18 protein-coding genes are annotated in these 21,290 nt (G+C 31.1%); 5 read left to right on the forward strand and 13 right to left on the reverse strand.

All coding sequences use genetic code 11. The features are described 5' to 3' along the window. Nucleotides 1-36: 36 nt before the first annotated feature. The 9 genes from ELQ16_RS06710 to purB form a co-directional block, all read right to left on the reverse strand. Nucleotides 37-585, reverse strand: a complete 549-nt coding sequence (locus ELQ16_RS06710) for a hypothetical protein (RefSeq protein WP_134238781.1) — start codon at nucleotides 583-585, stop codon at nucleotides 37-39. Between the two features lie 90 nt (nucleotides 586-675). After that, nucleotides 676-1,770: a DNA adenine methylase gene (locus ELQ16_RS06715; RefSeq protein WP_134238782.1), complete on the reverse strand. Its 1,095-nt coding sequence runs from the start codon at nucleotides 1,768-1,770 to the stop codon at nucleotides 676-678. Nucleotides 1,771-1,821: 51 nt separating this feature from the next. After that, nucleotides 1,822-3,681 (reverse strand): flagellar assembly protein A, encoded by a 1,860-nt coding sequence (locus tag ELQ16_RS06720; protein WP_134238783.1) that lies wholly within the window; start codon nucleotides 3,679-3,681, stop codon nucleotides 1,822-1,824. Further along, on the reverse strand, nucleotides 3,674-4,375 hold the full coding sequence (locus ELQ16_RS06725; protein ID WP_134238784.1) for a hemerythrin family protein: 702 nt from the start codon (nucleotides 4,373-4,375) through the stop codon (nucleotides 3,674-3,676). Before ELQ16_RS06725 ends, ELQ16_RS06720 begins: the two co-directional genes overlap by 8 nt. 6 nt (nucleotides 4,376-4,381) lie before the next feature. After that, nucleotides 4,382-4,897 (reverse strand): translation initiation factor IF-3, encoded by a 516-nt coding sequence (gene infC / locus ELQ16_RS06730; protein ID WP_134238785.1) that lies wholly within the window; start codon nucleotides 4,895-4,897, stop codon nucleotides 4,382-4,384. After that, complete coding sequence (gene thrS, locus ELQ16_RS06735) at nucleotides 4,894-6,702, reverse strand: threonine--tRNA ligase (protein ID WP_134238786.1); 1,809 nt, start codon at nucleotides 6,700-6,702, stop codon at nucleotides 4,894-4,896. Before thrS ends, infC begins: the two co-directional genes overlap by 4 nt. 128 nt (nucleotides 6,703-6,830) lie before the next feature. Next, on the reverse strand, nucleotides 6,831-7,634 hold the full coding sequence (locus tag ELQ16_RS06740) for an undecaprenyl-diphosphate phosphatase (RefSeq protein WP_134238787.1): 804 nt from the start codon (nucleotides 7,632-7,634) through the stop codon (nucleotides 6,831-6,833). Nucleotides 7,635-7,799: 165 nt separating this feature from the next. Further along, complete coding sequence (locus ELQ16_RS06745; RefSeq protein ID WP_134238788.1) at nucleotides 7,800-10,169, reverse strand: ribonucleoside-diphosphate reductase subunit alpha; 2,370 nt, start codon at nucleotides 10,167-10,169, stop codon at nucleotides 7,800-7,802. A 15-nt stretch (nucleotides 10,170-10,184) separates the two neighbouring features. Beyond that, on the reverse strand, nucleotides 10,185-11,513 hold the full coding sequence (gene purB / locus ELQ16_RS06750) for an adenylosuccinate lyase (RefSeq protein WP_134238789.1): 1,329 nt from the start codon (nucleotides 11,511-11,513) through the stop codon (nucleotides 10,185-10,187). A gap of 90 nt (nucleotides 11,514-11,603) precedes the next feature. Between purB and ELQ16_RS06755 the strand changes: the two genes are divergently transcribed. Then, on the forward strand, nucleotides 11,604-12,497 hold the full coding sequence (locus ELQ16_RS06755; protein ID WP_134238790.1) for an RluA family pseudouridine synthase: 894 nt from the start codon (nucleotides 11,604-11,606) through the stop codon (nucleotides 12,495-12,497). On the opposite strand, the gene ELQ16_RS06760 is transcribed toward ELQ16_RS06755, so the two are convergent. Then, nucleotides 12,494-13,756, reverse strand: coding sequence for an MFS transporter (locus ELQ16_RS06760; RefSeq protein WP_134238791.1), 1,263 nt, complete (start codon nucleotides 13,754-13,756; stop codon nucleotides 12,494-12,496). The two genes, ELQ16_RS06755 and ELQ16_RS06760, sit on opposite strands and share 4 nt — an antisense overlap. 196 nt (nucleotides 13,757-13,952) lie before the next feature. Between ELQ16_RS06760 and ELQ16_RS06765 the strand changes: the two genes are divergently transcribed. Next, nucleotides 13,953-14,906 carry a glycosyltransferase family 9 protein gene (locus tag ELQ16_RS06765; protein WP_134238792.1) on the forward strand — a complete coding sequence of 318 codons (954 nt, stop codon included), beginning with the start codon at nucleotides 13,953-13,955 and terminating at the stop codon, nucleotides 14,904-14,906. Here ELQ16_RS06765 and ELQ16_RS06770 read toward each other — a convergent pair. The 3 genes from ELQ16_RS06770 to ELQ16_RS06780 form a co-directional block, all read right to left on the reverse strand. Then, nucleotides 14,903-15,922 carry a radical SAM protein gene (locus ELQ16_RS06770; protein WP_134238793.1) on the reverse strand — a complete coding sequence of 340 codons (1,020 nt, stop codon included), beginning with the start codon at nucleotides 15,920-15,922 and terminating at the stop codon, nucleotides 14,903-14,905. The two genes, ELQ16_RS06765 and ELQ16_RS06770, sit on opposite strands and share 4 nt — an antisense overlap. A gap of 94 nt (nucleotides 15,923-16,016) precedes the next feature. Continuing rightward, nucleotides 16,017-17,081, reverse strand: a complete 1,065-nt coding sequence (rlmN, locus tag ELQ16_RS06775; RefSeq protein ID WP_134238794.1) for a 23S rRNA (adenine(2503)-C(2))-methyltransferase RlmN — start codon at nucleotides 17,079-17,081, stop codon at nucleotides 16,017-16,019. A 13-nt stretch (nucleotides 17,082-17,094) separates the two neighbouring features. Beyond that, nucleotides 17,095-17,631 (reverse strand): purine-nucleoside phosphorylase, encoded by a 537-nt coding sequence (locus tag ELQ16_RS06780; protein ID WP_134238795.1) that lies wholly within the window; start codon nucleotides 17,629-17,631, stop codon nucleotides 17,095-17,097. 90 nt (nucleotides 17,632-17,721) lie between these two features. On the opposite strand from ELQ16_RS06780, the gene rsmA reads away from it, so the two are divergent. The 3 genes from rsmA to ELQ16_RS06795 are packed head-to-tail and all read left to right on the forward strand — an operon-like array spanning nucleotide 17,722 to nucleotide 21,281. Then, nucleotides 17,722-18,519 carry a 16S rRNA (adenine(1518)-N(6)/adenine(1519)-N(6))-dimethyltransferase RsmA gene (gene rsmA / locus ELQ16_RS06785; RefSeq protein WP_134238796.1) on the forward strand — a complete coding sequence of 266 codons (798 nt, stop codon included), beginning with the start codon at nucleotides 17,722-17,724 and terminating at the stop codon, nucleotides 18,517-18,519. Further along, nucleotides 18,491-20,479 (forward strand): ribonuclease J, encoded by a 1,989-nt coding sequence (locus ELQ16_RS06790; protein ID WP_134238797.1) that lies wholly within the window; start codon nucleotides 18,491-18,493, stop codon nucleotides 20,477-20,479. Before rsmA ends, ELQ16_RS06790 begins: the two co-directional genes overlap by 29 nt. 40 nt (nucleotides 20,480-20,519) lie before the next feature. Continuing rightward, nucleotides 20,520-21,281 carry a pseudouridine synthase gene (locus tag ELQ16_RS06795; protein ID WP_134238798.1) on the forward strand — a complete coding sequence of 254 codons (762 nt, stop codon included), beginning with the start codon at nucleotides 20,520-20,522 and terminating at the stop codon, nucleotides 21,279-21,281. The last annotated feature ends 9 nt before the right edge of the window (nucleotides 21,282-21,290 follow it).

The following is a 21,290-nucleotide window of genomic DNA, read 5'->3' on the forward strand; positions in this document are numbered from 1 at the left end:
AATTATAAATTAGGTAAAGCTTTCGCTCTACCGTTATTATAAGCTTAAATATCCAAGAATTAAAGTGATAGCAATACCGCAAACCAATACTGCTATTTGCTTATCACGATCTTTTTTAATAGCAAAAAGCGTGATGATTAATCCCGAAAGATATAAAAGCATTAAGGCTATTCCAAAACCTATTCCTAAGATAGAGAAATACCACTCGCCTTTATTTTTATGAAGCATTATCATATCGCCCAATATACTTCTTGTTTTTGTTGTAAGTGTAGATTTTTCTATAGATAAGCTTACGCTATAATGCGATGCACCCATGGTTAATTCTTTGCTTTTTGCATTCATTTTTAAGTTTGTGTTGGAAGGAATTTTTAAACCATTTTCTTTTAAGAAATTGAGTACAAAATCTTGCTCTTTGCCTTGTTCTGGAAGAGTTTTGAGTGTATAGCTTTTTATGTCTGCACCTGTATCTTGATCCGCGCCCAATATATAAGCAATACCGGATATGGCATACAAAAGTGCTAAAGGCAAGAAAAATAAACTCACATAAATGTGAATTTGCCTAAAAAGTTTGTTTTTGTTTATCATTGTGACTCCTTAATGAAAAATAGGTCGTAATCATAAAATATGAAAGTGAAGTAAAAATAAAGTCCTATGATAACAAAAATCAAAATAATTTTAAATATTTTTTAATAAAATATAAAGTTGCTCATTGACATAAAGGCTACGATTTCTTAGGTTTCTACTTGCTTTGAAAGTATTGTATTTTTGTTCAATAATATTACATTTTCCAAGTTTTTCAAGTCGTTTTAAGAACTTTTCTTTTTTGATAAAACCTTCACAATTATAAGAGAGTAAAATAACTTTTGCTTTGAGATTAAAAATGAGTTCAAATAAAGCATCTTCAGCTTTTTTTGCTTTATTAAAGTCGCTACGATTCCAATTTTTTGGAATTCCAGAAATTTTTGAAATTTCTTTTGGCTTTTGGTAACTTGCTATTAAATTTAACATAAAATAATTAGAACTATAAGGATGCTGGTTATATGGGGGATCTAAGTATGCCACATCGATTTTATCTAATTCCTTAGCTAAATCGTTTGCATCTTTTTGTGTGACTTCAAAATCACAGCAAAAATTTGAAAAAATAGGCAGAGATAAACTCATTTCTCCTTTAATACGCTTTAAGGCATTTTGTGCTTCTCCGCCAAATTTACCGATTCCATTTTTTCCTTTGTAAAAGCCTTTAAACACACCGCTAGTATTTGAATGCACGCTTGCTTCATAAATGAGTGGGGCTATAAAAAAATGCTTTAAATTTTGAGGAATTTCTTGCTCGATTTTTTGTCTGATTGTGTCCAAAAACATTGCATTTTTTAGGGTGTAAAAAACGCGTTCATTTTTTTTGATATTATTTTCATCTTTTGGAGCATAAAGTTTGCTAATAAAGCCTTTTTCTAGCTCTAAATCGCTTAAAAGTTTTTTATGATAATGTTTTAAATCTTTAATGAGTGAGGAATTTTTGTTGCTAAGATAGCATTCATTGATGATTTTAGAATAAAGCTCTAAGTCATTTGCAACTAAAAAATCACAGTGCGCTTTTGCAAAACGCGAAACTATACCCGAACCGCTAAAAACATCGCAAAAACTGAATTTTTCTTTATTAAGCTCTGTTTTGGCAAAATCAAAACCTTGTTTTAAAAAATGCAATAAAGTGCGTTTATTTCCAAGATAAGTGATGATTTGTTCTTTTAAAAATTTAGTATTTTCTTGCATATAAGCTCCACTTGAATCGATCTTTTTGAACTAATAAATGAATAATTTCAATCAATTAAAATAATTTTCTTTGTTTGTCTGAGTCCATTTGATAAATTCATCAGGGAAATTTTCTTCTTTGTGAATGGTTGGGTTTTTATCATTGCGTTTGAGATGAAAAAGCTTGAAAGGGTCATTTTTTTTCAAAATATAGCGAAGTTCTATTGATCTTGGATGTATGACTTTAAATTTAATCAAATTATCATTTCCTTCATTATTATAAATCATAATTTTTGCATTAAAAGCTACTCCATAAATTTCGTCAAGTTTTGTGTCCAATACATAGGCAAAGCATACTAATTCTTGATAATTTTCGAATAGTTTTTTATATCTTACAAGGGAATTTTCATAGTTCTGTATAAGTTTAAGATGAGTGGGGTTGTTTGAATTGATATTTTTAAAATAATGCACTTTGTTTTGGTTTTTGAAGATAAAGTCGTAAGATTCTTTCATTTGGGCGTTAATATGAGAAATTTTATTATGCAATTCTTTGGCAAGTACCATATCCTCATAAAATTCATTATTAGCAGTAACGACATGGTTAGGACTTACGCTAAATTCATTCATATCGCCATTAATATTATCTACTAATAGAAATTTTTTTGGATGAATGCAATTATAGCTTAGAGCATTTTTAACATAAATTTTATCTGCTTTAATGGTTGCACCCATGCAAGTGTTAATAATAACAGTATTGGCAATTACGGTTCCATTTTCTAAATTATCAATAAAAGCAATATCAGCCTCTAAATAACCTTTATGCGTATTAATATAAGCATTTTTAGCATATAGCTTTGATTTAGAATGTGTTTTTCCACCTATAGACAAAAATTCTGATTTTACGCTAGCTATATCAACATTTCCTGCTATTTTTACATTATAGGCTTCGACTTTTACACCGGCCTTGATGCTTTCATCTAAATAGTTATTATTTGTGATTTCGACACTAATTTCTTCGAGAGTATTTGATTTTATAGAGCCTGTATTTTTAAGGCTGACATTATACAAAATCAACTCATCAATAATAGAATAATTAGAACCTATTTTTTTTAAATAACCATAAGAACTTGCATAATAAGAAATTTTTTCCCTTGTGTCTTTGGTAATAATATTTTTATCAATTTTTAATGTATTTCCATTATTTTGTAAAGGTTTTGGCTTTAAAATTTTACCTTTTAAATTTCTTCCTATTTTGCCTTCTATGGGTTTAATGTATTCAAAAAGCAATTCATTTTTTTCTATAGGCTTAGCATAGGATTTTTGATCGTAAGAAATTTTCCCTTCGTTTAAATTTTTTACATTTTCAATGCTTTTGTAAAAAATAATTTCATCCGCTTTTCCTTGTTTGGGCTCAACTCCATTCGCTACGCTAAATATAGCTTTTTTGGAGGTGGTATTATTTTTTAATTGAGCAATGATTGTATCAATGTCATTAAAAAATTCTTTTTTAAGTCTAATACCTATTAAATAGTGTTCTTTAAGCATATTTTTGAAGACTTCTTGGATTAAATCTTCTTTGAAATTATCATAAAATCGTAGGAAATTTTCGCCTTCGAATAGTATTTTTATAGAGCTAGAATTTTCATTTGAGCTAAGTACGGTTTTGAAATTTAATGCAAGTTGTTCTTTTGGGAAAAGTTCTATAATGAATTTTTGTTCAATCTTTTTGATTTTATTGACAAAGAAATTATCATCATTAAAAATTGATAATTCATCACTTGAGTACTCTTGAATTTCATCTTCATTGCTTGTGCAGATGGTTTTAAAATCTAAAATTCTAAAATTTTTATTTGTTTGTTTTTGTAATAAAATATAAGGATCTTCTGATTCTATAATTTGTGAATTTGCATATCTGGCTTTAAAATTAAACATTGCTTGTTCCAAAAAATTTGAGTTTGAAATTTTTTAAAGCCTTTTCATTTAAATCTTTATTTTCAAGATAAACTAAAGGTTGTTTGCAAACTTTGCACCTAATAAAACTATTTTCCTTTAATAAATACTCATGTAGGGTTTGACAAATTTTATGAGTTTTTAACATACACGAGCAGACATAGCTATATTGGCTTTCTTTTTCAATATCTTTATTCATCGCTAAAATTTTGTTATATTGTTCTAAACTATAATGAATTTCTTTAATATCTAAAGCGGTTTCAGCATAGTGCTTGATGAGCATATCTTCACCAATAATATGCTTTAAAATCCATTTTTTGGTTAATAGTGCAAGTTCTTTGGATAAAATTTGAGTGTCGCTGATATTTTTAAGTATGTTTTTAACCTTTTCTATAAGCTCTCTATGAGATTGTTTATGTTCTTTTAGTAAAGGAAAATTTATGTTTTGCATAAAAATTTCTTCTTCTTTAAAATGTGTGTTAATGTAATCAAGTAAGTGCAAAATAATTTGCTTAAGCTTTTGTTGTTCTTTTGAACTTGGTTGCGTTGGTATGTCTTTTGCAATCAACCAAGCTTCGTTTGCGATATCAAATATCTTTTTATGTTGAGCGTCAATTTGCATATTTTTAACGCTAAATTCTTTGCTCCATTCAAATAATATTTGTTTATTATCCATCTAGCTTTATCTTTTTGGAGTTACGAGCATATTGACATAACGGCCTTCAAAATTTGGCTCTTTGTCGCGATTAGCTTCATTTTCTATCATAGTCCAAATTTTTTCAAGCAAAGCTACACCCGCTTCAGGGCTTGCCATCTCACGCCCTTTTAAAAATACACGAAATCTCACATGCTTTCCTTGTTCTAAAAATTCTAAAGCATGTTTTACCTTGTAATTAATATCATTTTGTGCGATTTTTACAGAAAGTTTAATCTCTTTTATATCAATTACTTTTTGTTTTTTCTTAGCTTCTTTTTGTTTTTTCTCTTGTTGATAGCGGAATTTTCCAAAATCCATTATCTTACAAACCGGTGGTTTGGCATCAGGAGCTATCATAACAAGATCAAGTCCTAAGCGATTTGCAATCTCTAAGCCTTCGTCACTACTGATGATACCATAAACCTTGCCATCATCACCTATACATCTGATTTCGTCCGCTCTAATCTCTTCGTTGAGCAATACTTCTTTTTCTTTACTCAAAAATGTACCTCACTCATTTTCTCCTTGACTAAATTAATAAATTCATCTAAACTAAGATTTTTTTGTTCCTTAGCCCTTCTATCTCTTAAAGCAACTCCGCGTTTTGCTACCTCTTCATCACCCAAAACTAAAATCATAGGCAATTTTTGCTTTTCAGCAGTGCGAATCTTTTTGTTTAAGCTTTCATTTTTTTCATACACCTCGCTATCTACACCCAAATTCAAAAGTTCTCTTTGAATTTCTTTAGCATAGGCTAAATGTGCTTCACCAATAGGCACAATCCCCACTGCTGTTGGCGCGATGAAAAATGGAAATTCTCCTGCACAATGTTCAGTTAAAATGCCTATAAATCTTTCAAAAGATCCCAAAATAGCACGATGAAGCATTACAGGTTGTTTTTTCTCGTTATTACTATCTGTGTATTCTAATTTAAAGCGTTCTGGGAGATTAAAATCCACTTGTATGGTACCACATTGCCATTTTCTCTTTAGTGCGTCAGTAATTTTAATGTCAATTTTTGGCCCATAAAAAGCTCCACCACCTTCATCGATGCCATATTTTAAACCTTGTTCATCAAGCGCTTCTTTTAAAGCTTTTGTGGCGCTGTCCCAAATTTCATCATCACCTATAGCTTTAGCGGGTTTAGTTGAAATTTCCATTTCATAACTAAAGTCAAATAATTTCATTAAATTATCCACAAAGGCTAAAATTTCAAGCACTTGTTCTTTGATTTGACTTGGCATACAAAAGATATGCGCATCATCTTGAGTAAATTCTCTTACTCTAAAAAGTCCGTGTAAAACACCACTCTTTTCGTGTCTATGTACCACGCCGTATTCAAAGAATTTCAAAGGCAAATCACGATAGCTTCTCACATCACTTTGATAAATTTTAATATGTCCCACGCAGTTCATCGGCTTAATGCCGTATTCTTGTTCATCAATTTGCGTAAAATACATATTTTCTTTATAGTTTGCATAATGTCCGCTAATCTTCCATGCATCAGCTTTTAAAAGCTCTGGCCCACGCACAGGCTCATAGCCACGCAAACGATGGATTTTATAAAGCATTTGTTCAAGTTTTGATCTAAGTCTTGCACCATTGCTTAGCCAAATAGGAAGTCCGCCACCTATTTCATCATCAAAAGTAAAAAGCTTAAGCTCGGTTCCTAGCTTTCTATGATCGCGTTTTTTGGCTTCTTCTATAATTCTTAAATGTTCTTTTAAGCTCTCTTTATCCGCAAAAGCTGTGCCATAAATGCGTGTGAGCATTTCTCTTTTTTCATCGCCACCAAGATAAGCTCCCGCTACGCGAGTGAGTGCGAAATTGCGTAAAAACTTGGTATTCGGTACATGAGGGCCACGGCATAAATCTTCAAATTCACCTTGCTTATAAATGCTAACTTTTCCATCAGGAATTCGTAATAAGACTTCTTGTTTTAAATCATCATCTTTAAATTTAGCTATTGCTTCGCTTTTTGTGATTTCGTATTTTTCTATTGTCTGTTTAGCTTCGGCAAATTCTTTCATCTTTTTTTCAATTTTTACTAGATCTTCTTCGCCGATTTTTGAATTCACACGAAAATCATAATAAAAGCCATCTTCTATCACAGGGCCTACGAAAAATTTCGCCTCCGGATATAAACTTTTAATCGCTTGTGCCATCAAATGCGCACAAGAATGCCTAATAACTTCTAAACTGTGCTTGGAATTGTCAAAGTAAATTTCTTTTAAATTTGCAGAATTCTTACTTTGAGAATCAACTATTTTTTCATTATCTAGATATGCAATGATTTCTTTTTCCATATTAGTTTTTACCTTAAATTGCTCACGGACTTTGTGAGTGTTTATAGAGTTCTAATTTTAACTTTGTGGGGCTTAAATTAATTTTAAATTTAAGAAATTTTTAACAAATCTTAAAAATTTCTTTTTATTTACATTTTAAATTCACTTCCCACATCTAAAGTGCCTGAAAAATAAAGATAGAAAAATAAGATTCCTAAGATAATTCTATAAATTCCAAAAGGAATAAAATCAAATTTTGAAATGAATTTTAAAAAGAATTTAATGACAAAAACCGCTACAACAAAAGCTGTTATAAAACCTATGCTTAAAGGCAATAAAGAACTAGTATCACTTAATAAAATAGGTTCTTTATAAATGCTATAAGCGGTTGCAGCTATCATTGTCGGAATGGCTAGCAAAAAACTAAATTCAGCAGCCACTTTCCTATCAAGCCCAAGCAAGAGTCCTCCAATGATACTTGCTCCGCTTCTTGAAGTGCCTGGTATGATGGCTAAAGCTTGCATTGTGCCTATTAAAAAAGCTTGCAAATAGCTTATTTTATCTAAAGAATGGATATTATAATCTTTTTTTCTGTGTTTAAGTTCTATAGCAATAAAAACAATACCACCTAAAATGAGCATAGTGGCAACGGTATATCCATTGAAAAGTTCTTTTAAAAATTTATAGGCTATAAGACCTATGATGCCAGCAGGGATAAATCCAACTGCTAATTTAAGCCAAATGTCAATTCCTTGAAAAAGTTTGCGCCAAAAGACAAAAAGCACTGCTAAAATAGATCCGAGTTGAATGATGATGACAAAATTTCTTAAAAAATCATCAATATTAAGCCCTAAAACCGTTGCGCCTAAAATCATATGTCCGGTTGAGGAAACGGGCAAAAATTCAGTTAAACCTTCGATTATTCCGAGTATTAACGCATGTAAAATTTCCATAATGTTCCTTAAATATTAAAATAAGAATTCTACATATTTTTTTTAAACCAAATCAAAGTATGAGAAAGAAAAATTTACTTTTAGCTTAAAAAAGGAGTTGTTTGGGGTTGTGGATGAGTTTTATTCATAAAAAGAAAATAAAGAATAACTTTATTTTCTTGATGTTTATTGACAACCTTCGCACTCTATACTGCGATCAGCTACATTTACTTTTTCACTATCAGGACTTTCACTTCTTAGGTAATAAGTTGATTTTAATCCAAGCTCCCAAGCAAGTTGATAAATTTCATTTAAGTATCCACCTGTGGCCTTGTCAAGCGAGATGAAAATATTCATCGATTGTCCTTGATCAATCCATTTCCCACGCACTGCTGCGGCTTTAACTAAGATTTTTTGATCAAGCTCATAAGCTGGGGTGTAATACTGCCAAGTATCAAGGCTTAAGTTTGGCACTACAACAGGTATCATACCGCTTAAATTTTGCTCAAACCATTTGCGTTTATAAACAGGTTCAATCGTTTGGGTTGTCCCTACTAAAATAGAAATAGAAGAAGTTGGTGCAATAGCCATTAAATAGCCATTTCTCATACCATCTTTTTGAATTTTTTCTCTAAGTCTTGCCCAATCACACTCACTTTGATCAAAAAGTCCTTCTCTAAGAGTGAGCTTTTTGGCATTTTCATTTGCTAAGTCTATAGGTACTATGCCCTTACTCCAATTTGAACCTTCAAAATCAGGATAAGAGCCTTTTTCTAAAGCTAAATTTGAACTAGCTTGTATGGCTTCAAAGCTGATAAATTCCATAATTTCATCGATTTTATGTAAATGCTCATCGCTTCCCCAGTGAATTTTGGCTTCTGCAAGCATTTGTGCTTCGCCCATAATGCCAAGTCCTATACTTCTTGATTTTAAATTCGTATCTTTAACTTTGACATGGGGATAAAAATTTAAATCAATGACATTATCAAGCATACGAATGGCAATTGGTACAACTCTTTGGATATCTTCTTTGGTGTTGATTTTGCTTAAATTAATGCTAGCAAGGTTGCAAACTGCGGTTTTGCCATCATTTTTATATTTTTCAACTATATAAACTTTTTTACTGTTAATACTATCTAAGGTAGAAATCTTTTTGGCAAGTTTTTTATATCCTCCATCAATGATAATTTCTTCCATTTCATTTAAATGCAACTCAGTTTTATCTTCAAATACAACTTTAATTTGATAATAATTCGGTTCTGTATTTTGAAAGATTTCTGTACATAAATTTGAGCTTCTAATGAGTCCTGCATGAGAATTTGGGTTGGCTTTGTTTGCATTATCTTTAAAACATAAAAATGGCATACCTGATTCAAAATAATTTAATAAAACTTTCTTCCAAAGTTCTTTTGCATCAACGATTTCTTTAACTATATTTTCATCTTTTTCGTATTCTTCATATCGTTTTTCAAAAGCTTCCCCATATAAATCACACAAATCAGCTGTATCAGCAGGATCAAAAAGAGTCCATTTATCATTTGCCCTAACTCTTTTCATAAATAAATCATTGATCCATAAAGCTGGAAAAAGCTCATGCGTCCTCCTTCTTTCTTCACCTGAATTTTTGCGTAAATCAAGAAAATCATTAATATCCATATGCCATGGTTCTATATAAACCGCAATTGCCCCTTTTCTGGTACCTAACTGATCTACTGCTACTGCAATATCATTTGTGATTTTTAGAAATGGTATTATCCCACCTGCGGCATTTTTGTGCCCATCTATGCTTCCACCCATAGCGCGTACTTTAGACCAATCCCAGCCTATACCACCACCAAATTTAGAAAGCAATGCCATTTCTTTGTAAGAGTCAAAAATACCTTCGATATTATCAGGAGTGCTTCCTATATAACAAGAACTAAGTTGATGACGCGTTGTTCTTGCATTTGATAGGGTAGGAGTTGCAAGCATAAGTTCAAATTTTGAAATAAGATCATAGAATTTTTTCGCCCAAGTTTGACAATCAAGTTCGTTTTGTGCCAAAAACATTGCAATAGCCATAAACATATGCTGCGGAAGCTCTATTGGTATGCCTTTACTATCTTTGATTAAGTATCTATCATATAAGGTTTTTATACCTAGATAATTAAATTGCAAGTCTCTTTCAGGCTTTATATAGTCATTTAAATCATCTAAGTCGTATTTTTCTTTAAGACCGAGTAAAATTCGACCTTCTTTTTCGCCTTTTTCAAAATACTCTCTTAAATGATTATAACGATTCATACCATTGACTTTTTTATACAAATCATAAAGAAATAATCTTGCGGCAACAAAAGTCCAATTAGGACAATCAATATCTATCTTATCCACAGCAGTTTTAATTAAAGTTTTTTGTATTTCTTCTGTTGTAATTCCGTCTCTAAATTGAATTTTTGCATCAAGTTCAAGCTCACTTAAATTTACCCCACTTAACCCCACAACGGCTTCGCTAGTGCATTTTTTGATTTTAGAAACATCTAATTCTTCAGTGCGACCATTTCTTTTTAATACCTTCATCTTAACGCTCCTAGCTTATTTAAAAGTTCTTGCAAAAATTGCATCAACATTTTTTGTGTAATAATCATAATCAAAGCACTTTCTAATATCTTCTTCGCTTAAACTTTTTCTTAAATCTTCATCATCTAATAACGCAAGCAAAAATAAACTCTCATTTTTCTCATTTATCGCCGCTTTTCCATTTTGCAGATCGCTCCATACTTTCATCGCATTTCTTTGCACGATTTTATAAGCTTCTTCACGACTAATTCCTTTAAATGGAAGCTCTAACAAAACGCGTTGTGAAAACACAAGTCCACCGGTGAGATTTAAATTTTTCATCATATTTTCAGGATAGATTAAAAGATTTTCAATTAAATTAGTAAGTCTTGCAAGCATAAAATCAGCTGTTATAAAAGCATCAGGCAGTATAAATCTCTCAACACTAGAATGGCTTATATCTCTTTCATGCCATAAAGCTACATTTTCTAAAGCTGGAGTTACGAAAGATCTTAATACCCTACAAAGTCCCGTGATATTTTCACTTAAAACCGGATTTCTTTTATGTGGCATAGCAGAACTTCCCTTTTGACCTGCACTAAAATACTCCTCAGTCTCATAAACTTCAGTTCTTTGAAAATGTCTTATTGCAACTGCAATTTGCTCACAAGATGAAGCTAAAATCGCAATGGCTGAAATGACTTGCGCGTAACGATCTCTTTGAATAACTTGATTTGAAATCGGTGCAGGTTTAAGATTTAAATTTTTACATACTTCTTCTTCAAATTCTAAAGGTGCGTGAGCAAAATTTCCCATAGCACCACTTATTTTTCCATAACTTATCACTTCTTTTGCATGTTTTAAAAGCTCTTTTGCGTGTAGTATTTCATCATACCAAATACCCATCACAAGTCCAAAAGTTATAGGCTCACCATGAATTCCATGACTTCTTCCTACCATTAAGGTATTTTTATGCTCCATAGCGCGTTTTTTTATCGCTTCTAAAAGCTTTTCTATATCTTCTAAAATAAGCTCTAAACTTTCTTTTATCTGTAAGGCTACGGCAGTATCGATACAATCAGAACTAGTCATTGCATAATGTACAAAACGACTCTCTTCTCCCAAGCTCTCACTCACGCTTGTAAGAAAAGCAATAACATCGTGTTTGGTTGTTTTTTCTATTTCATCAATTCTAGCTATATCAAATTTAGCATTTTTTAGAATTTTTTCACAATCACTATCGTTAATAAGACCTAGCTTATTCCAAGCTTTTACGGCGGCAAGTTCGACTTTAAGCCACGCATCGTATTTTGCTTGCATATCCCATTTTTTAGCCATGATTTCTCTGCTATATCTTTCAACCATTTTTTAAAACCTTTTTAGCTATAATTTTTAAAAAAAGAAATGAGATTTTAGCTAAAAAAATTTTATACTTTGGTTAAAAAAAGGTTAAAGTTGGCTTATATAAAAAAGAAACTCTCAAACAATGGAAAAAAGGCGTTTTGTGTACTTATGGAAAACTTAAAAATTTCTATGAGTGAAGCACAAAAACTCATTGACAAAAAAAGATTGTTTTGTGATGGAAAATTGGTAGAAGAAAAAAACAAAATTTTAAACGGTTTAGTGGAATTAATCGTTTATGAAAACAATCCCAAAGGAGTAGATATTGTTTTCGAAAATGAAGATTTTGCTGTCATTGAAAAACCAAGCGGAGTGCTTACACATCCTAATGGAAGAAATTGTGTTTATAGTCTTTGTGATGAAATTTGGCATTTATGGGGAAAAGAAGCCTGTGTAGCTCATAGACTCGATAAAGAAACAAGCGGACTTTTACTCGTAGCTAAACATAAAAAATCACAAATTGAGTTTAAAACTATGTTTGAAAAAAAACAAATTCAAAAAGAATATTTAGCTTTAGTCGAAGGGTGTGTAAAAGAAAATTTTATCGTAGATAAGGCTATGGATTTAGTGAAAAATTATGATGACATCAAAACAAGAATGCAAATTTGCGAAGATGGCAAAAAAGCAATCACTGAATTTGAAATTTTAGAATTTCACCCTGATTTAAATGCTACGCTTTTGCTTTGCAAACCACTCACAGGAAGACAACATCAAATCAGACTTCATTTGTTTCATGTGAAACATAAAATTTTAGGCGATCCGCTTTATGGCTTAGAAAAAGATAAAATTGAAAGAATTTTAGATGAAAAAATGAGTAAAAAAGAACGCATACAAATAAGCGGTGCTAAACGCTTATGCTTGCATTCAAATTGCTTAAGATTTATTCATAAAAATGAAAAATTTGAGATAAAATCAAACGCAGATATAAAAAAAGAATTTTTTGATTAATTTGATTTTGTTTTCATAAATAAAAAAATCATACCAACAAAATAAATCATCACAGCCCAGACCAAAAAGGCATTAATAAGTCCTATTTGTCTAACGATAGGTTGAGAAATAATAGGGCTTAAAAATTGCCCTAAAAACATACAACTCGCTAAAATGCCATAAGCCCTTGCCCTAGCATTTTCAGGACAGATTGAAAAAAGATAGGCCGAATTATTTACAAGCATTATCCCGCCACCCATTCCAAGTAAAGCTAAAGCCATCAAAACGGCTAAAAAATCATGGATAAAATACAAAAGTAAAAAAGCACTTGCCACAATTAAAAGCGTTAAGATATAAATAGTTTTAATATTAATCCTTTTGACAATACTTTTATAACTTAGAGAAAAAATACCATAGCAAAATGCAGAAATTGACATAGAAATTCCTATGTATTTTGGATCAAGTCCTAGATGATTTTCTATATAATAAGGCAATTGTGTAGGCGATATATAATATACAACCATAATGAAAAAACCTATAAAATATATAGGTAAAAATTGCCAATAATTCGTTTTTGCTTCTACTTTTGTGTGATTGTAAAATTTAAATTTCCTTGGTTCAAAAAGATAAAAAAATGCCAAAAGTGTGATTAAAATTCCAAGTAAATAAACTAAAAAAGGATAACGCCAAGAATAACTTGAAACATAACCAGCTATGGAGATAAAAATCGCCCCACCCACAGCACAATAAAACCCTTGCCAAGAAAGTGCATTTTCTCTTCGGTTAAATCCTCCTCTACTATAATAATCCCCAAGCAAAGCCGAAGCACCTGTCATAATAAAAGCTGTAGCCATCCCAAAAATCGATCTAGAAATAAGTATGGCATAAATATCATTGAGAAAAAATCCAGAAATTCCAGCCAAAGTCCAAATAACCATCGCAGGAAAAATGAATTTTAATTTACCAAATTTATCCATAAGTAAGCCAGCAATAGGCGATAAAATCACAACAAAAATCGCCGGTATGGTTAACACCAAACGCGTTAAAATATCTAAATGTTCCAAAGTAAAATTAGCTATTATTCCACTTTGATTTTGCAGTATTTCTTCAAAATGTTTATTGATAGCAGGTAGAGCCGAGGCTATCACCACACTTCCTAAAACCGTCATGGCTGCCATAGAAAAAAGGGCTATTTTAAAGCCGCCCCGTTCTGTAAGTTCAACCATTTTTTTATCTAATTTTGTGTCATTTATATGAAATTTGTATTGTTTTTTTCTCATGTGTATCGCTTTTGTATTGTTTTAGAATGTTATATTCTAGTAGAATAAAAATTAATGTTTTATAATTTTTGATAAAATTAAATCTATGATACAATATTAGTTTTAAAAATTTATAAGGAAAAACTATGCGAAAATTACCAAACAGGGGGGGTATAGGCTTAGAATAGGTTATTATTGCCCAGATGCCCTAGGCGATATGATAGCAAGCTTAGATATGCTTTACGCAATCAAACACATATATAACGCAAAAATCATTGTCTTTGCAAAAAATAATACTTTTAGTCTCTTAAAAAATTTAACTTTTATCGACACAATTGAAATTTTAAAAAATCCTACAAGCAAAGATAATATAGCAAAAATCAATCAACACAATTTAGATTATATTCTTTCTTATAAAGCCAATACTTTTTTAATTAAACAATTTATCAAAAGCAATGCCAAAAAGATCATTACTAGATTAAAAATCAGAAGCTTTTTTTCTATAAAATGTAGAACAATTTGGATAAAACTCATCACTCGCCTTTATAAAAAAAGAACAGAAAGGGATAGATTGCTTTTTTATGCTAGAAAAATAAATACTAAGATTTTTGATGAAAAAATCAAAAATTTAGAGTTTAAAACACAAATTCAAAGCAATTTAACACATAAAAATCTAATCACAAATTTTTTAAATCAAAGCAAAATTAAAGATTTTATAATACTCAATCCTTTCAGTATCACTTCAAATTCTACCTTAGACACAATTTCTTTTTTGAAATTAGCCAAAAATATCAAGCAAAATTATCCAAAAATCAGCATTATTGTGCCTACTTATGATCTAGTTCATGATGATTTTATGGATAAACTTTTAGGATATGATAAAAATTTACTCAAAGAAATTGTGATTTTTAAAAATAATGATGATATTTTAAACTTAGCAGAGCTAATTTCAAGATCAATTTGCGTGATAAGCCCAAGCACGGGTCTCATACATATCGCTACAAATTTGAAGATTTCTAGTATAGCGCTTTATCCGCCAAAAGATGAGATATTTTGGCCTACCTATAATAATGATTATGTTTTTATAAAAAAATCTAAAGATGAGTTAAGTGAAGATGAAAAACGAGAACTTATCGTAGATATCACAAGAAAACTAGAAAAATATCTCTAGTCTTCTTTTTCTAGTTTTAAAACCTTGTTAGTTTGTATAGCTATTGGGATTTTTTTATAAGGTTTGCTAAAATCTCTACAATAATCACAGGCTTTGTAAAAATCTTGGGTATAAAATTCAAAAAATCTTTCTTTATCGTCATCTAAATTTAAAAAATCACCCGCAAATTCATCTAAGCCTTTAAGCCTTGTTAGAGAGCTTGAAATTGGACATACAAAAATTGCTCCATTTGGGGCTAGTTCTTTGCCTTTTAGATTTTCTCCTTCACTTGTCATTAAGCTTACGCAAGGCATTTTGCAATGATGATAATTTTTGATAATCTCTTCTTTGCTACGTCCTCTTTTGTAAATTTTTTCAGTATCATACCAATGATCGGTTGTATTATAAGAAAATGCGATTTTATTTTCTTTAAGTTTTTTGAGTATGCTTTCTTGTTTTAGTGGAATTTTTAAATTTGGGGCTTGTCTATAATCTGAAATACTTATCTTTCTCACTTTTTTAGATTTTTTAAATCTTTGCACTAATTCATCTTTAAAATCAATAGTAGCATTGGTTAAAATATCAAAGGTTAAAATCTTTTTTTGTAAATCTAAATAATCCACAAGTTGTGGTAAGTCTTTAAATAACAAAGGCTCACCACCTATAATCCTAACCCTTGCTATGCTATCTACCTTAGAAAGTAAAAGCTCAAGGGATTTTTTAATGCCCTCAAGCGTGCAAGAGTATTGATTGCTTGGGGAGAAGTACTGCATTAAATTATTGCACGACTGACAACGCATAGTGCATTTTGTGGTTAAAACAAGCTCAAGATAAGGTATGTCGATAATTCCATTTTTAACGCGTTTTTCGAAATATTTTTGCAAGAAAAACTTTTTCATTAAGGCTGCGTAAGGGACTTTGTAAATTCTAGAAAGTCCTCTTTTTCCATTTAGATAAGAAAAATACCAAGCAATATTTGCTTTGATATATCTTTCTTGAAAAAGTTTATTTTCAAGTAATTTTGTCGTATCTATCATTTTTTATCCTCATTTTTTAAAACATAAATTATACCACCAATTCCCACCAAAACAACCGCACTTATAAAAATAATTTCTGCAATATCTAAAAAAGTCATTTTGCCCTTTCTTTAAGCTGCCCACAAGCTGCTGATATATCAAGCCCTTTGCTTTCTCTTATGGTGCAAGTTACACCTTTAGCACTTAGCAAATCTTGGAATTTAATCGCATTTTCAAGACTAGGACGCTTGTATAAACTGCCTTCGTGTGGATTAAAAAGTATTAAATTTACCTTTGCTTTTATACCATTTAAAAGTTTGACTAATTCTTTTGCATGTTCTATTTTATCATTAATACCATCGATTAAAAGGTATTCAAACATCACTCTTTTTCTTTGATCTATAGGAAATTCGTGCACTGCTTCCATAATCGCAGCGATATTATAGGCTTTATTGATTGGCATTAATTCGCTTCTTAGCTCATCATTTACTGCATGCAGTGAAATAGCAAGTAAAACGCCCAAATTCATCTGCCCTAGTTCTTTGATTTGTTTAGCCAAGCCACTTGTGCTTATGGTTTGTCTGCGTGGGCTTATAGCAAGTCCATCATTTTGCGCCAAGATTTTTACTGCTTTTGAGACATTTTTAAGATTATCTAACGGTTCGCCCATACCCATATAAACTATATTTACACGGCGTTCGTAAGGGATATTATTTTGTTTTTTGATCCACAAAATTTGTCCGACTATTTCTCCAGCGCTTAAATTTCTTTTTAATCCTCCTTTAGCAGTAAGGCAAAAACTACAACCACTTTTACAGCCAACTTGAGATGAAACGCAAATAGTATATCTTGTGTGCGAAATTCTTTTGCCTTCCTCATCGAATTTTTCTTCTTTCATCGGCAAAAGCACACTTTCTACTCTTAAACCATCGACAAGTTCAAAAAGATACTTTATGCTTCCATCTTTACTTTGCTCATTTTTAACGCATTTAAGGGGTGCAAAATGATAAATTTGTGCAAGCTCTAAACGCAAATCCTTAGGCAAACTTGACATATTAGAAAAATTGCTTGCGTATTTTTGGTATATCCATTGATAAATTTGTTTCACGCGAAACATTGGTTTAATTTTTTCTTCTAATTCTTGGGGCAAAAAATCTAAAATATTAATGAGTTCTTTCAAAAAATTTCCTTTTTTAAATATAATTATTTTCTTTTAAATAAAATTCTAATTTTTCTTTGGCTTTTTGATGATTTTTTATAAAATCTTGATGTGCGTTTTCATCACAAAAATTTGTAGCACACAAAATACACTCTGCGTCAATTCCAAAATTTTTAGCCACACTTAACACAGCAAAGGCTTCCATATTTTCAGCAAACAATCCAAGTTTTGCGAATTCTTTGGCTGCATTTTTGTTTTGACAGATATAATTTGATGAATTGATTTTGATTGTTTCACGAGAAACATTTTTATTTTCTATATAAATTTCATCTTTTGCAGGTGTGTAAAAAGCACTTGAAATTTTTGAAAATTCTATATTAAAAGTATGAGAGCTTTTGTAAATTTCTAAAATTTCACCCCTATCATAAAGCCCACAAGTCCCTATAAATACTATATTTGAAGGCTTTTGATTTTGACAAATTTTAGTTAAATTACAAGCCGCTTCTACAAGCCCTATACCTATGGCTTTTGCAAAATAAAAATTTTCATTTCCACCTGCACAAACTATCATTTTGTTACATCCTGCATTTTTTTGGTTTAAAAATGAGAATTTTAGCTAAAAAGACTTAAAATTAAGATTTTTTTGCTACAATAAAATCCGATGATTAAGGCAAAGAAACAATATGGACAAAATTTTTTAAACAACAAAAGTGTTTTAATAAAAATCACTCAAGCCATACCCAAAGATACAAAAAATATTGTAGAGATTGGGCCTGGCTTAGGTGATTTAACGCAAGAACTTTTAAAAATTTCAAAGGTAAAAGCTTATGAGATTGATGATGATCTTATACCTATTTTACAAAAGAAATTTCAAAAAGAACTTGAATGTGGAAAATTAAATTTGCTTCATCAAGATGCAAGCGAGCTTGTATGTTTTGATGAAAATAAGTATTTTTTGGTTGCAAATTTGCCTTATTATGTTGCAAGCCATTTGATATTACAAGCTTTAGAAGATGAAAATTGTCAAGGGCTTATAGTAATGGTACAAAAAGAAATGGCTTTAAAATTTTGTGCTAATAGCGGAGATAGCGATTTTTCAGCTCTTGGGGTTTTAAGCGCAATGATTTGCGAAAGAAAAATACTTTTCGATGTTGAGCCTTCTTGTTTTAATCCACCACCAAAGGTGATGTCTTCGGTGATGTATCTAAACAAAAAGGGCGAATTTAAGGATTTTTGTAATTTAAATGGATTTAAAATTTTATTACGAGATTGTTTTAAAGCTCCTAGAAAACAACTAATTAGTAATTTAAAACAACACAAAAGTATAATTTTAAAACTTCTCAAAGATCTTGATTTAAAAGACAATGTCAGACCACATGAACTTTGCGTTGATTCATACCTTAAAATTTATGAAAAATTAAAGGATTATTATGAATATGGAAGAGAATGTAAATATTGAATCGCAAGAACAAAATCCAAACGCGAATTCTAAAAATAACAAGAAATATAAGTATAAAAATAGAAGAAAAAAACTTTCTAATTCAATAAATAATAATGGAAAGCAAGAAAATATTGACAATTCCGCACAAGAAAATGCAGAAGTATCCCAAAAAAGTGAAAAGAAAAAGAAAAAAAATCGCAATCTTCCTTCAAAGCTTACTGGCAATGAAGACTGGCAAATTGCACTTGCACAGTGTATAGAAGCAAATCGTGTTTCACATGAAAACCGCTTGCACCCTTTAAAATATAACAATTCTAGCGAGCATAAAATCCGCATTACTCCACTAGGTGGCTTAGGAGAAATTGGCGGAAATATCAGCGTATTTGAGACAAATAACGATGCAGTAATTATTGATATTGGTATGAGTTTCCCAGATGGGACTATGCATGGGGTGGATATTATTATCCCTGATTTTGATTATGTGAGAAAAATCAAAGATAAAATTCGTGGTATCATCATCACTCACGCACATGAAGATCATATTGGTGCGGTGCCGTATTTTTTCAAAGAATTTCAATTCCCTATTTATGCTACGCCTTTAGCACTAGGTATGATTTCAAACAAATTTGAAGAACACGGCTTAAAAGCAGAACGCAAATGGTTTCGTCCAGTAGAAAAACGCAAGGTTTATGAGATAGGAGAATTTGATATAGAATGGATCCATATCACGCACTCTATTATAGATGCTTCTGCACTTGCTATTAAAACTAAAGCAGGGACTATCATACACACAGGAGATTTTAAGATAGATCAAACTCCAATCGATGGCTATCCGACTGATTTAGGGCGTTTAGCACATTATGGCGAAGAAGGGGTTTTGTGTCTTTTAAGCGACAGTACCAATTCTTACAAAGAAGGCTATACTAAAAGCGAAAGCTCCGTAGGGCCTACTTTTGATCAAATTTTTGCCAAAACCAAAGGTAGAGTGATAATGAGTACTTTTAGCTCTAATATACACCGCGTTTATCAAGCTATTACTTATGGTTTAAAATATGGTAGAAAGGTTTGCGTGATCGGTCGTTCCATGGAAAGAAATCTTTATACGACTATGGAGCTAGGATATATAAAGCTCGATAGAAAGATTTTCATTGATGCAGATGAGGTTAGCAAGTATAAAGATAATGAAGTTTTAATCGTTACCACAGGAAGTCAAGGCGAAACGATGAGTGCGCTTTATAGAATGGCAACCGATGAGCATAAATTCATAAAAATTAAACCTACAGATCAAATCATCATTTCAGCCAAAGCTATCCCAGGTAATGAGGCAAGCGTTTCTGCGGTGCTTGATTATCTTTTAAAAGCGGGCGCTAAAGTAGCGTATCAAGAATTTAGTGAAATTCATGTAAGCGGTCATGCGAGTATAGAAGAGCAAAAATTAATGCTGACTTTGGTTAAGCCTAAATTTTTCTTACCAGTGCATGGAGAATACAATCACATTAACAAACATAAAGAAACCGCTATAAAATGTGGAATTCCTGAAAGGAATATTTATCTTATGAGCGATGGCGATCAAGTCGAGCTTTGTCAAAAATATGTAAAACGCGTTAAAACTGTTAAAACCGGCAAAGTTTTTGTGGATAATCAAATCAACAAACAAATCGCTGATGATGTGGTAATCGATCGTCAAAAATTAGCCGATAGTGGTATAGTTGTCATCATCGCACAGCTTGATAAAACAACAAAAACACTCATCAACAAGCCAAGAGTATTTAGCTATGGTCTTGTAGCGGATAAACAAGATCACGCATTTTCTAAAGAAATGGCAGAAGTTTTGGGACAATTTTTCATCAATGTTAAAGATGAAGTGCTTAATGATCCAAAATTTTTAGAAAATCAAATTCGCCAAGTGCTAAGAAAACATATTTTTAGAAAAATCAAAAAATATCCAACCATAGTTCCAACTATTTTTGTGATGTAAAAATAAGGCGATTTTTCGCCTTAAATTTTTAGGAAGTCAAATGAGAATCAATAAATTCATATCACATAATACTCGTTATTCTCGTCGTGAAGCGGATGAGCTGATTAAACAAGGCTTAGTTAAAATAAATAATAAAATAGCTCTTCTAAGTGATGAAGTAAAATTTGATGATAAAGTTTTTATCAAGGGTAAAAGAATTCAAAAAAGAACTCAATTTAGTGTGATTATTTATCATAAACAAAAAGGTGAAATTGTTAGTAAAAAAGATGATCGTGGAAGAAAAACCATCTATGATACTTTGCCAAGACAATTTAGTACTTGGCTAAGTGTTGGTAGGCTTGATTTTGCTAGTGAAGGTTTGCTTTTACTAACTGATTCTCCTGTGATCGCACATGCTTTGATGAATAGCGACTTAGAAAGAGAATATTATTTAAAAGTTAAAGGCATAGTAACAAAGCAAGTTATAGAAGCTATGCAAAATGGACTTGAAATTAAAAATGAAAAAAAAGGTGCGCATGCGAAAACAAAAATTACTTCTATGAGTTTTGCTCCTTTTATAGACTTTGAAATTTTTGGCTCAAGTGGTGGATATACTAAACTTAGAGTTATTATAAATGAAGGTAAAAACAGAGAACTTAGACGCTTTTTTGGGCATTTTGATTTAGAAGTGATGGACTTAAAACGTGTGGCTTTTGGGGCTTTAGATCTTGGAATGCTAAAAGCAGGAAAATACCGCTATTTGGAAAATGGAGAATATGAAAAATTAAGAGATTTTTTAAAAATGAATGAAATAAGGTATTAAATTTTTAAA

This window comes from Campylobacter sp. US33a (assembly GCF_004378855.1).
Taxonomy (GTDB): Bacteria; Campylobacterota; Campylobacteria; order Campylobacterales; family Campylobacteraceae; genus Campylobacter_D.